At 66.7% G+C, this 12,265-nt stretch carries 11 protein-coding genes; 4 read left to right on the top strand and 7 right to left on the bottom strand.

Going from position 1 to position 12,265, the window contains the following annotated elements; translation table 11 throughout:
• Positions 1-58 precede the first annotated feature (58 nt).
• The 3 genes from H9639_RS08050 to galU form a co-directional block, all read right to left on the bottom strand.
• On the bottom strand, positions 59-1,021 hold the full coding sequence (locus H9639_RS08050) for a hypothetical protein (protein ID WP_191807574.1): 963 nt from the start codon (positions 1,019-1,021) through the stop codon (positions 59-61).
• 100 nt (positions 1,022-1,121) lie between these two features.
• Positions 1,122-1,739, bottom strand: a complete 618-nt coding sequence (locus H9639_RS08045; protein ID WP_191807573.1) for a GNAT family N-acetyltransferase — start codon at positions 1,737-1,739, stop codon at positions 1,122-1,124.
• A 4-nt stretch (positions 1,740-1,743) separates the two neighbouring features.
• Complete coding sequence (gene galU, locus H9639_RS08040; protein WP_191807572.1) at positions 1,744-2,646, bottom strand: UTP--glucose-1-phosphate uridylyltransferase GalU; 903 nt, start codon at positions 2,644-2,646, stop codon at positions 1,744-1,746.
• 68 nt (positions 2,647-2,714) lie between these two features.
• Here galU and H9639_RS08035 point away from each other — a divergent pair, with 68 nt between their 5' ends.
• From H9639_RS08035 to H9639_RS08020, 4 genes are all read left to right on the top strand, one after another.
• A complete protein-coding gene (locus tag H9639_RS08035; protein WP_191807571.1) occupies positions 2,715-3,323 on the top strand; it encodes a 5-formyltetrahydrofolate cyclo-ligase in 609 nt (202 codons plus the stop codon).
• Between the two features lie 112 nt (positions 3,324-3,435).
• Positions 3,436-3,738: an FmdB family zinc ribbon protein gene (locus H9639_RS08030; protein WP_191807570.1), complete on the top strand. Its 303-nt coding sequence runs from the start codon at positions 3,436-3,438 to the stop codon at positions 3,736-3,738.
• A gap of 347 nt (positions 3,739-4,085) precedes the next feature.
• Positions 4,086-4,670: a Flp pilus assembly protein CpaB gene (cpaB, locus tag H9639_RS08025; RefSeq protein WP_191807569.1), complete on the top strand. Its 585-nt coding sequence runs from the start codon at positions 4,086-4,088 to the stop codon at positions 4,668-4,670.
• Between the two features lie 51 nt (positions 4,671-4,721).
• Positions 4,722-4,937 carry a hypothetical protein gene (locus tag H9639_RS08020; RefSeq protein WP_191807568.1) on the top strand — a complete coding sequence of 72 codons (216 nt, stop codon included), beginning with the start codon at positions 4,722-4,724 and terminating at the stop codon, positions 4,935-4,937.
• 322 nt (positions 4,938-5,259) lie between these two features.
• On the opposite strand, the gene H9639_RS08015 is transcribed toward H9639_RS08020, so the two are convergent.
• The 4 genes from H9639_RS08015 to H9639_RS08000 form a co-directional block, all read right to left on the bottom strand.
• A complete protein-coding gene (locus tag H9639_RS08015) occupies positions 5,260-9,222 on the bottom strand; it encodes a DUF4011 domain-containing protein (protein ID WP_225219358.1) in 3,963 nt (1,320 codons plus the stop codon).
• A gap of 87 nt (positions 9,223-9,309) precedes the next feature.
• A complete protein-coding gene (gene guaA, locus H9639_RS08010) occupies positions 9,310-10,899 on the bottom strand; it encodes a glutamine-hydrolyzing GMP synthase (protein ID WP_318242027.1) in 1,590 nt (529 codons plus the stop codon).
• 85 nt (positions 10,900-10,984) lie between these two features.
• Positions 10,985-11,407 (bottom strand): DUF3817 domain-containing protein, encoded by a 423-nt coding sequence (locus tag H9639_RS08005; RefSeq protein ID WP_191807566.1) that lies wholly within the window; start codon positions 11,405-11,407, stop codon positions 10,985-10,987.
• Positions 11,404-12,216, bottom strand: coding sequence for an SURF1 family protein (locus tag H9639_RS08000; protein ID WP_191807565.1), 813 nt, complete (start codon positions 12,214-12,216; stop codon positions 11,404-11,406). Before H9639_RS08000 ends, H9639_RS08005 begins: the two co-directional genes overlap by 4 nt.
• Positions 12,217-12,265: the final 49 nt, after the last annotated feature.

Below are 12,265 nucleotides of genomic sequence, written 5' to 3'. Positions count from 1 at the left end.
TCCCCGGACGCGTGTTCACGCCGCGTACGCGCCGCGGATCCGGCGCCATCTTGGGTGGTTAGGCCCGGCGCCGCTGCAGGACGTCGTCCAGGTTCAAGATACCCGTGGCAGGGCGGGGATCGATGGGGGTGCTGCCGGCAGCGGGGGCTGCGACGGGGCGGATAGGCGTTTTCAGGACCGGCTTGGGGGAAGCCGGGACGGCCAGCGGCTTAGGTGCCGGGCGCGGTGCCATCGGAGCGTCCACGTAGGTCGGCTTCGGTACGTCCACGGGTTCCCAGGAGGATGCCTCGGCGCTCTTGGCGGCCTCTGCCAGGGCAGCAGCGCGAAGCTCTCCCGCGCTCAGGCGCGGCAGCGGCTTGGGGGCCGGCGCGGCAGGCTGAACGGACGGCGCGGGCGCAGGTGTTCCCTTGGCCGAAGCTGCGGAGCTGGAGGCATCAAAGACGATGTCCGCTTTCGGGTTGTGCCGGGACGGGGTAGCAGCAGCGGGTTCCGCCGCCCGCTGGGCCATCGCTGCTGCGTAACGTGCGCGGCGTGCCCGGCGGTCGCGGACGGCAAGATTGCGCAGCCCGGCGAAAACGGCCAGCGTCCCGGCGGCGGCTGCTGCCGGCAGCCAGCCGGACACCAGTCCCAGGAGCGCTGCTATGCCTCCTGTCAGCACCCCGGCCAGGAAAACCAGTCCGAGGCCGGCTAGTACCAGGCGGTCGTACCGGACCCGAAATGGCGCTGCGGCTGCAGCGGCAGGCCGGGCAGTATCACCAGAACCACGGTCTGCCCCCTGCTGGGGGCGCCCCGGCCCATGCGGCGGCTGCACGCCGGTGCTGGTGTTGTACATGATGTTCCCCTGAGAACTTGGGTCTGGTTCGTTGGCGGCACTGCTGGCTGCACTGGCGGCGGATCCTGTTCGTCCCGGCACGGACGCTGCAGGTTCCTGCCTTCCGTGCAGGTACTGCGGAACAACCCACAGCAACCAGAGCCCGACGGCTGCGGCCAGGACCAGGGAGCTGTTAAGAGGGATGTCCACAGCTACGACCGTATGAGATAAAAAACTCACTCCTCCGCATTCCCTGCGGTGTGTCGGCGGACTTCCACTGAATTCTCAGCTGCGGGGGTAAAAGCCATGGTCAGCGCGTGGAAAGCCACCGGGCCAGCAGCCCCTCCGGCACTTCCTCCGCGGTGAGCGCAAAGCTAAGGTGATCCGCCCAGTCTCCTGCAATGTGCAGGTAGCGGCGGCGCAGACCCTCTTCCCGGAAGCCCAGTTTCCGCACCACGCGCAGACTGGGCTGGTTCTCCGGCCGGATGTTGATTTCCATCCGGTGCAGGCCCAGCACCCGGAAACAGTGGTCTGTTGCCATAGCCACGGCCGTTGGAGCGATTCCACGGCCGGCGCGGGATTCATCCACCCAGTAGCCGAGGGTCGCCATCCGCGCCGATCCCCACACAATCGTGGAGACGGTCAGCTGCCCAACTATGGCAGGCACCCGGCCGGCGCCGCCCAGCCGCTCCGTGATGACGAACGGGAGCGCAGTGTCCTGTCGCGCTTGCTGGTTAAGGCTGCGGACCATGCCCGCGTAGGTGGGGAGGTCCGTCCCGGGCAGCGGATTGGTGGCCTCCCAGGGACCGATCCACCGAGTGTTCCGGGAGCGGACCTCACTCCACTCCCGGCGGTCACGGTAGCGGATGGGCCGCAGGATGAGGTCGCCGCATTCGAGCGTCACCGGCCAGATTGCCGACCCCAGCACGAGGCTAGCTTTCGATGGTTCCGGTAAATTCCTTCAGCCAGGTACGCAGGTCCGGGCCGAGGTCATCACGTTCGGAGGCCAGGGTTACTACGGCCTTCAGGTAGCTGAGCTTGTCACCGGTGTCGTAACGGCGGCCGCGGAAGACGACGCCGTAAACGCCTGACCCCTCGCCCTCGGCGGATGCGAGGGTCTGCAGGGCATCAGTCAGCTGGATTTCCCCGCCGCGGCCAGGCCCGGTTTGTTCCAGAACATCAAAGACGGCCGGGTGCAGCACGTAGCGTCCGATGACGGCGAGGTTGGAAGGCGCTTCATCGGCGTCGGGCTTCTCCACCAGCTTGTTGACGCGGACGAAGTCCTCGCCTTCGATCACCGAGATATCGGCGCAGCCGTAGGAGCTGATCTGATCGGGCTCCACCTCGATCAGGGCGATAACCGAACCACCGGTCTTGGCCTGTACCTCCACCATGGTTTCCAGCAGCGGATCGCGGGCGTCAATGAGATCGTCACCCAGGAGCACAGCAAACGGATCGTCACCGATATGCAGCTTGGCGCGCAGGACCGCGTGGCCCAGTCCCTTGGGATCGCCCTGGCGGAGGTAGTGGATTTCGCCCAGCTCGGACGATTCCCGCACGAGGGCGAGTTTCTTTTCGTCGCCCTTTTCCTTCAGTGTCGCCTCAATGAAGGGGACACGGTCGAAGTGGTCTTCAAGGGAGCGCTTGTTACGCCCGGTGACCATCAGGATGTCCGGCATCCCGGCATTCACGGCCTCTTCGACGACGTACTGGATGGCCGGCTTGTCGACGACGGGGAGCATTTCCTTCGGCATGGCCTTGGTGGCGGGAAGGAAGCGGGTGCCCAAACCGGCGGCAGGAATAACGGCTTTGGTAATCTTCGGTCGTGAGGTCATGACGGTAAGAATACCTATGGGAAGAGGCAGCACGCCAAATGCCGCACCGCTGTGGGCACAATAGGTGCATGTCAGCTGAGCATAAAGACCCCATCCGCTCCCGCTTCCGCCGGCAGCGGCGTGCGCTGGGCAGTGCCGCCGCCACGGCCGAAGCACTCGCTTCCGCCGCCGCTCCCCTCCTCCGGGATCTTCCGGCACACTCGTTGGTGGCCTGCTACCTCTCCATGACTGGTGAACCCGACACCTCCAGGCTGCTTGAGGACCTGGACACTGCCGGGCACACCGTGGTGGTACCGGTGTGTGAACCGGACCGGCAGCTCTCCTGGCGGCACTGGAGCCCGGACATAGAGCTGGCTGCCGGACTGTTCCCCGGCATCCCTGAGCCGGTCGGGCCCAGCCTGGGATTGGACGCCGTCCAAGGACTTGAACTGCTCTTTGTCCCTGCCCTGGCTGCAGATGCGGCCGGAACCCGGATGGGTAAGGGCGGCGGCTACTATGACCGTTTCCTGGCCCGGTACAGGGCCGCGGGCGGGACGGGGCGCACCATCGCCATCGTGTACGACCATGAGCTTCTGCCCGCCGGGGAGCTCCCCGCCGAGGCGTTTGACGCTCCCGTGGACGGGGTCCTGACACCTTCCGGCTTCCGGCCGGTGCCAACTTCCGGGGTGTATACTTAGCACTCAAGGTCCCAGAGTGCCAACTTGATGCCCGCACGCATCCCCCACCGGGGCGTGCCGGCGCGGTAAGCACGGCTGCGGCCTTATTTTTCGGTCTTCAGGAGGAGTAAGAGTGCCCACGTATGCCTATGCCTGCAAGGATTGCGGCCACGCGTTCGATATCCAGCAGTCCTTCACCGATGACAGCCTGACCGTCTGCCCGGAATGTGGCGGGAATCTGCGCAAGAAGTTCAACAGCGTGGGCGTGGTCTTCAAGGGATCCGGCTTCTACCGCACCGATTCCAGGGATGCTGCTTCCACCGTCGCCGCCGCACCCGCAAAGGAAAGCCCGGCCAAGGCAGCAGCGTCAGAGAAGTCTTCGCCTGCCCCTGCCCCTGCGGCTGCGGCGTCTTCCGCCACCGCCTCCGCAGGCTGACGCCACGGGAGTCCAAACCACCTAAACACACGACGGCGTCCGCTGGTCCTCCACAGGTCCACGGGCGCCGTTTGTTATCCCCGGCTCCGTCCGCCCTCCGGAGCCGGAAGCCGGCTGGTCCCTAGCATGGCAGCATGTTCGGCCTCTCGCCCTCCCGCCGTGCCCGGCGCAGCTCTGCTCCCGGCAAACGCACTTCCCCGCCCCAACGCGGTTCACCCAGGCCGCCGTACGGCAGACCGGGGACGGCCTTCCGGCAGCCTGGCCGGGAACAGGCGGAAAAGGCGGCGCTGCGGGACCGGTTGCGGAGGTTCACCGTACGGCGGCGGAGACTCCTGGCAGGCATCCTCGTGTCACTGGCCTGCGGTACCGCCGTGCAGGCCTATCTTCCACCTGATGTCCGGACGGCACACCTCGTGACCGCCGGCGCCGATCTGCCGGCGGGGCACGTCCTGACATCCGGTGACCTGCGGTTAACGGCGTTTCCGGCTGCCGCTGATTCGGCCGGGTCGTTCGGCGACCCGGGGGCCTTGGCCGGCCAGCGGCTGGCTGTTCCGCTGCGGGCTGGGAGCGTCCTGACCGATTCCTTCCTGGTGGGACCCGGGCTGCTCACCGGTGCCCCGTCCGGCACCTCCGCCGTGCCGCTGCGGACCGCGGATCCAGCCGCGGCCGGGCTGCTCTCACCCGGTGTCCTCGTTGATGTGATGCTCGCACCGGAACCCGGTTTCAATGGATCTGCGGAGGCCTCGCGGCTGGCCGCCGGTGTTCCGGTGCTGTGGATTGCCGGCCCGGCCGAGGAGAGCGGAGGAACCTGGCCAGGGCCCGCGGAGACTGACGCTCGGCTGGTCGTTGTTGCTGCGCGCGGGCAGGAGGCCGCCGCGCTGGCCGGCGCCTCCGAGCGTGGAAACCTGTATCTGGTGATCAGCGGCGGTTAGCCCCGCGGTGAGTCCCCTGGCGCTTCCCGGGGCAGCAGAGCTTCAGCCCCAGTGCGGGGGCCGCTGTTCGCGGAGCCACTCAGCGCTGTCGTCCGGCCGGTCGCCCCAGGCGCGGGGATCGTCTTCACCGGCCAGCCGTGGAAGATCGGCGGGGCCCGGCCGCTGACCGGCCTTGGGGAGGTGCTCTGCCCGGTCCGCGGAGTCCGGGCTGTTGCCAGCGGATGGTGGCTGCGGCTGGCTGCCCGGCCGGCCACCCGGCTGCGCTGAGCTGGTGCCCGGTCCGGCCGGGGGCGTGCCGGCACTCCGGGGAACGGACGGCGCGGACTGGATCAATTCCGCAGCACGCCGCAGCGTCGCCGGCGCCGCGGTGCTGCGGCGGGACCGCCGCCTGCCTGCGGCTGGAGGACCGGTGTCCACCGGCTTGCCGCAATCCACAGGCTTGCCGCAATCCACAGACTTGTCACGATCCCCCGGCCTGTCAGAGCGCACGGGCTGGTCGGAATCCATGCGCTGGTCAGAGTCCATGCGCTGGTCAGAGTCCACAGCGTCCACCGGCCGGGCAGAGCCGCCGGCGGACACTCCCATCGGATTAGTTGGCTGGTTTGTTTCCTGCGTCATTGCCTCTGTCGCTTCCACCGGCCACGGCAGCGGCCGCTTTCGCGGCGGCGCTGATGGCCGGGTTGGACTCTGCAGCGGGAGCGGATTCCCCGGCAGGATTCGCTTCTGAAGCGGAACGCTGGCGGATGCGGGTGCTCCCGTGCGGAGTGACTATGTTCCGGGTTTCGGTGAAGCTGGCGGTACGGATGGGTTCCTGTCCGGCTTCCGGCGCCCGTAGGCCCAGGTACCGGCCCACCAGGTCAGCACATGCGGACGGGTCGGTGAAGACCTCGATGGTCCACAACGGCATATACCGCCAGCCCAGGCGTTCCAGGAGCTGCGGACGAAGCCGGCTGCGTTCCCGGACACTCATGCTCCGGTACCGGGCCGTGCCGTCGGATTCAATGGCCATGGGCACCGCTGGATCCGATCCGCCCTGGCGCTGCACGGTCGCCACGATGTCGATCACGCCGTCGTAGTGATCCCAGACCTGCGCTCCGCGTGACCGCAGCCGGCCCACAAGGTCCGCCACCAGGGGGTCATCGGACATGATCGACCCGCCGGCACCGGGAGCCTCCACAACAGCAGCAGGCTGCCCGGAGAGTTCCCGCACCAGCAGCCGGTAGAAGTCCAGGGCTCCGTGGCCCAGGCGTGATTCGTCCAGATCCGCGGGCTGGAAACAGGTGAGGACGTGCAGCCGCTGCCGGGCACGTGTCATCGCGTTCACGAACCAGCCGCGGCCTTCCGGTTCGGAGAGCAGCCCAAAGCTGTGGAGTGCGCGGCCGTGCGGGGTCCGGCCGTACCCAAGGGAGAAGATCACCGCGTCCCGGACCAGTCCGGTTGCCCGGTCTGCAGGCACCACGCGGAAGGATTCAACCCCGGGGGCAAAGAAGTCAGCGGCCCAGGGGAAGTTTGCCATCTGGACGCGGATCGCCTCGGCGACGCGGACTGCATGCCTGGAACTGGCGGTAATCACGGCCAGGGACTGGCTGGGCCGGCGCCGGATGTGCTCGAACACCAGGTCAACCACGCGGTTGACCTCGGCTGCCACGCTTTCAACGCCATCATGATCGGCGCTGGGCATGCCGGTGCCGTCTGCCAGGTATTCCACCGTCAGCGGACGTTCGCCGGTGGCTACTTCATCCCCGCGGGGGATCCACGCCAGGCGTCCGTCGTAGAACTCATCGCTGAGCTGCTTGAGCAGCTGCTTGTCTGTCCCGCGGTAAACCGTGGACAGGGAGCGGCAGGGCAGGATCCGCTTGAGGGCGTCGAAAACGCTGGTCAGGTCCTCTGCGGCCGGCTGTGCCTTCACATCGATGGTGAAGGGGCGCGGACCGCCCAGGCAGTCGTCGCCAAACGCGATGACCTGGCTGGCACGTGCGATGGCGGGCACGGCGGCCTGCAGGCTGACCGATTCGGCGTCCAGGATGATGAGCGCGTCAAAGTGCCGGGTGCCGGGCAGCAGCATGGGCAGCAGCAGCGGGCTGGCAGCCCAGATGGGAAGGAGGGAGGAGACGAGGTCTTCAGACTGGGTGCTGAGCGATTCAACACTCAGCGGACCGGATTTGATGGTTTCCTTGAGCCGTTCTGCTGCGTGCGCCTTGGACGTGATTCCTTCGCGCCAGCGCTTCGCCAGAGCCCAGCGCAGCCGCGAGGAACCGGAGGCAATGTGCGCGTTGTCGGCCAGCCGGTATTCGGCTTCCAGCCTCCGCAGGCTGTCTCCGTCTGACATGGCGAGGTAGTCGTCCCCGCTGATCATGGCTTCCAGCGCAGACTGCCACCAGGCAAGTTCCAGCTCGTAGCCCACCTGCCGCGGCGTGACTTCGCGGGCTTCGAGGTCCTCCAGCAGCTCGCCGAGGCCCTGCCCGCGCATCTCGTCCACCAGCAGCGTCCGCTCCGGCAGCGTTTCCAGGGTTTCCTTGTCCCCGGCCAGGGCGTGCAGCCGTTTCTCGAGCTCGTCCAGCGACTGCCCGGCAAGGTCCGGCTGATCCGGATTCCGGACCAGGATGCCGCTCAGGGTTTCCAGCTGCTCCTTCACGGCCAGGTAGGTGCGGTTCAGGTCCGCGAGTCCGGTCGGCACGGAGGGATGGCGCTGCGTGGTTGCGTACCGGGACCAGGTCACCCGCTGCTGCTGGACCTGGACCAGGGAGGTGTGCAAATCCGAAATGTGGACCCCGGGACGGATGTATTCCTTGGCGACCCGGCGCAGCCGTGAGCGGGTCATGGAACTCATGTCCACACCGTGCTCCCGGCGCCAGGAGGAAGTCGCCGTGGCAGAAATCAGGTCGGTCACCGGCCGGTCGAAAATGTCCGGGGTGAACTTGTCCAGGCTCTCACGCACGGCCACGAGCAGCTCCAGCTGCTCTCCCCACTGGGCGAAGGTCTCCCCCAGGCTGATCTGGGAATGCTCAGCGACCTCCTGCACCCGCTCGCGCAGCTTCGGCAGTGCCTCGGCCAGTTCCGCGGAGAGTTTGTGCGCCGCTTCGGTTTCCTTGCGGTTGAGCAGTTTGGCGCCGAACCACGGGCTCGACACAGCGGCGCGGGAAAAACTGCCCAGTTCCGCGGCGCGGCGCAGGCGCCCGGTCAGCTCAGTGCGGTCGGTGATGCTGTCCAGCACGCTGCGCTTGAGCCGCACAGTGGTGGCCGGCGCGGGGTTCATGGAGGTGAGTTCGGCCAGTGACTGCATCGCCTGGTAAGGCGAGCATCCCCAGCGCTGGCGCACGTTGTGCAGGGACTTCACATGGTCCCGCAGCTGGTGCCTGCTTTCTGCCAGCACCTTGTGCAGGTTGCCCAGATTGGGTTCCACGGCTTTTTCGTTACGGACGATTGCCCTGACCAGCCGGTCCCGCAGCTGCTCCTCGTTCAGGCCGGTGTTGGCCTGCAGCACCAAAGAGCCCAGGTTCAGGGCATCGAGCCCGGAGACGAATTCGTTCAGCGTGCTGCGGCGTTCGGCAACCACCAGCACGGATTTTCCGGCGTTCACCAGCGCTGTTGCCGCGTTGAGAACGGTCTGCGTCTGCCCGGTGCCGGGAGGAGCAGAAACCACCAGGGATTCGCCCGCGCCAATCAAATCCAGCACGTCCTGCTGCTCGCGGTCGGCGTCGAGCACCAGGAACTCGTCCGCCGGTGACCGTTCGTCGAGGGGAGGAAGCCCGGGATCGCCGGGTTCGGAAGCCTGGTCGCGGCCGTTGACCGCGGACTCCATCAGCGCACGGAGGACCGGGTGGCTGGGGTCCAGCGCCGTATCCTCGGCAAGGTCCGGCAGGTCTGCGAAGGTCGAGACCAGGATCCGGTGCTCGATGTTCATACCGCGCACTCCCTCGGTCAAGGCCCGCAGACGGTCCAGGACCGGGTGCGGATCAAACCGGGCGGTGCCGTAGGCCAGCCGGGCGAGTGCTTCGGCATCAACGTCCAGTCCCTGCTGGGCCTGCAGATGCCGGACCAGGGCGGGGTTCAGTTCGGCTTTGCCGGTGAGCTGAAGCTCGTAATCATCCTGCGACGGATGCACGGTGAGAGAAACAGGTGTCAGCAGCACCGGTGCCGTCAGGGATTCCGGCCGCACGGCGTCGTCGGAGGCGTACCGCCAGGAGGCCGTGCCCGCCGCGAGGTATCCGACGTCGAGACCGCGGTCGGATCCCAGTTCATAGATTTTTGCCCGGAGCGCCCGTGCGGCCCGCAGTGCGGTCCGGTAGTGGTCGGCGTCGCGCAGCAGCGTGGACAGCCGGGTACGCCGCCCCGCGAGGAGCTGCGCCAGGCCGGACGGATGCGCGTGGGTCAGGTCAATGCTGTTCTCCGCCGAGACGGTGTAGTGCAGCAGCGTGTCCGACCCCGCATGCTGGCCAAGCCCCGCCAGCCACGGCAGCAGGAAGTCCGAGGCCTTTTCCCCGGGATTCGGCTCAGACACTGGTGCCCTCTTTCCTGCACTTCCGCGCGACGTTCTCGACCAAACTGGCATACCTTCCAAGCTATCTCCTCTGACGGCGATAGCTCCGGATAGCAACGCGGGGGACGGCTTGTTCAGCCGTCCCCCGCGTTTATGATGCTACTCCCACTCGATGGTTCCCGGCGGCTTGCTCGTCACGTCGAGCACCACTCGGTTAACGCCGTCGACTTCGTTGGTAATCCGGTTCGAAATCCGGGCCAGCAGGTCGTACGGCAGCCGCGACCAGTCCGCCGTCATCGCGTCTTCACTGGACACCGGGCGCAGGACGATGGGGTGGCCGTAGGTACGGCCGTCGCCCTGCACACCCACGCTGCGGACATCAGCCAGCAGCACTACCGGCATCTGCCAGACCTCGTCGTCCAGGCCGGCTGCGGTGAGCTCGGCGCGGGCGATGGCGTCTGCACGGCGCAGCAGATCCAGGCGTTCCTGGTTGACCTCGCCGATGATGCGGATGCCCAGACCGGGGCCGGGGAACGGCTGGCGGCCAACGATTTCGGCCGGCAGGCCGAGTTCGCGGCCCACGGCACGGACCTCATCCTTGAACAGCAGGCGCAGCGGCTCGACCAGCTCAAACTGCATGTCTTCCGGCAGTCCGCCCACGTTGTGGTGGCTCTTGATGTTCGCCGCGCCTTCGCCGCCGCCGGATTCGACTACGTCGGGGTACAGGGTGCCCTGGACCAGGAAGCGGATCGGTTCGCCGGCGGCCTTGGCCTCGGCCATGATGGCGCGCTCGGCTTCTTCGAAGGCACGGATGAACTCGCGGCCGATGATCTTGCGCTTGGTTTCGGGGTCGGTGACACCGGCCAGGGCGTTCAGGAAACGCTCCTGCTCATTGGCGACGTAGAGGTTGACGCCGGTGGCCGCGACGAAGTCCCGTTCCACCTGTTCGGCTTCGCCCTCGCGGAGCAGCCCGTGGTCCACGAACACACAGGTCAGCTGATCGCCCACGGCGCGCTGAACCAGTGCTGCTGCCACAGCGGAGTCGACGCCTCCGGAGAGGCCGCAGATAACCCGCGAGGAGCCGATCTGTTCGCGGATCCGTTCGACCTGCTCTTCGACAATGTTGCCGGTGGTCCAGCTGCGGTCCAGCCGGGCACCCTTGAAAAGGAAGTTTTCCAGGACCTGCTGGCCGTGGGCGGAGTGCTTGACCTCGGGGTGCCACTGCACGCCGTAGAGCCGCTTCTCCTCGTTGGCGAAAGCAGCAACCGGTGCTCCGGCGGTGCTCGCCAGCACGTCGAAGCCCTCCGGGGCTTCCTGGACGCTGTCACCGTGGCTCATCCAGGTGTTCTGGTGCTCCGGGGTGCCTTCAAGGATGGACCGGGCACCGTTGATGGTCTTGGCGTCCGTGGAACCGTATTCGCGCATACCGGTCTCGGCGACCTTGCCGCCCATGGCGGCGGCCATGGCCTGGAAGCCATAGCAAATCCCCAGAACCGGTACGCCGGCTTCGAAGAGTGCGGGATCAACCCGCGGTGCGCCTTCGGCGTACACGCTGGAGGGTCCGCCGGAGAGAATGATGGCTGCCGGGTTCTTGGCCAGCAGCGCTTCGGTGCTGTAGGTGTGCGGCACGACCTCGGAGTAGACATCGGCTTCGCGCACGCGCCGGGCAATCAGCTGGGCGTACTGGGCACCGTAGTCCACAACCAGGACGGGGCGCTCTTCTATGGGAGCAGTTGCGGGATTAGTCACGGTTTCAAGGATAGTCGCCTCAGTGCCGCCACCGCACATCGCAGACGGCACCGGCTGGACTGTGCGCAGCCGGTGCCTCCCTTGCCTAGTAGCGCTTTGCCGCTTCAGGATGCGCTGCGAGCTCCGCAAGCACCTGCTTGTGGGTCCTGCTCTCCACGATGAAGGAGAGGAACGGCACAACGCCGCCAAGGGCAATCACAATGAATTTTGTGAAAGGCCAGCGCATCATCTGCCAGATCCTGAAGTCTGCGAACAGATACACCACGTACAGCCAGCCGTGGGCAATCAGGACCGCGGTGTAGAGGTTCAGCCCGCCGAGCATCACCGGCGGAATGTCCAGCATGTATTTCATGACCATTTCGGCCACGAGCAGCAGCAGGAAGATGCCGGTTACCCAGGAGGAGACCTTGTAGAAGGCCAGCGCGGAACGGATCTGCGCGTGGGTTCCGCCGAACCGGCGCTTCTTTTTCCGGGGCCGCGGCTTCTTGGTGACTGCGGGATCGCTCACTTCTTTACCTCACTGGTAGTTGGTCCGTGCGGTTCCCCGCCGGGGCCGTCGTCGTACTCGTCGTCATAGTCGTCATCTTCTTCGAGGCTTCGCTGATACGAATCAGCAAGCAGGCGCCACCAGAGGAACACTGCGAATCCGGCGAAAACGAACCACTCCACCGCGTAGAAGATGTTGAGCCAGTTGATGGTTTTTTCCTGCGGCTGCGGCCCCGTAATCACGCGCTCAAGTTCACTGGCCGTGCTCTGCTGGTCCGCCGGGACCGTCTCATGTGCCGTGACGAAGGCGGAGTAGAGGGGCACATCCCAGATGTTGGCAAGTTCGGCACTGGAGAGAGCAGCCACCGTCCCCTCGGGCTGCGCACCGGCAACCGGCGCCTCGGAAGGCAGGAGCCGGCCGGTGATTTCGACGTCGCCTTCCGGCGCCGTTCCTGCGTTCGACGGGTCGCGGGTCCACCCGCGGACCACGGGTATCGCTTCATCCCCGGGTGCGCCGTCGACGGCGAAGGCCGTAACCACCCAGTAGCCCTCCTCACCGTCCTGGAGACGGTTCGGGATCAGAACCTGATCCCCGGGCTCGAAGGAACCGGTAAAGCTGACCATTTGGTCGGCCTGAGTGGCGTACAGCGGCACCCCGGGTGTGTAGACCTCCGTGAGCGGGCGGACCTCTTCCGTGGTCGCTGCCGGCGGTGCACCCTCATTCTCGGCGGAGGAAAACTGCCACTCACTCAGGAGCACAAAGACGGTGGAAATGACCAGGGCAAGGATCAGTCCGGCGATCCAGCGTGGTTGCAGGGCAGTCTTAAGCACGGCTTAACGGTACTTCGTACCCGTGTAGAAAACCCAATGCCCGGCCGCC

It is taken from the genome of Arthrobacter gallicola, assembly GCF_014836775.1.
Taxonomy (GTDB): Bacteria; Actinomycetota; Actinomycetes; order Actinomycetales; family Micrococcaceae; genus Arthrobacter_B; species Arthrobacter_B gallicola.
The sequence above is the reverse complement of the archived record's forward strand: the minus strand, read 5'-3'. Positions and strand labels throughout refer to the sequence as shown.

Excerpts from the sequence above, each read along its gene's own strand:
- galU (WP_191807572.1), bottom strand. The coding sequence starts at position 2,646 with ATGACCTCACGACCGAAGATTACCAAAGCCGTTATTCCTGCCGCCGGT.
- H9639_RS08015 (WP_225219358.1), bottom strand. The coding sequence starts at position 9,222 with ATGCCAGTTTGGTCGAGAACGTCGCGCGGAAGTGCAGGAAAGAGGGCA.
- H9639_RS08035 (WP_191807571.1), top strand. The coding sequence starts at position 2,715 with ATGTCAGCTGAGCATAAAGACCCCATCCGCTCCCGCTTCCGCCGGCAG.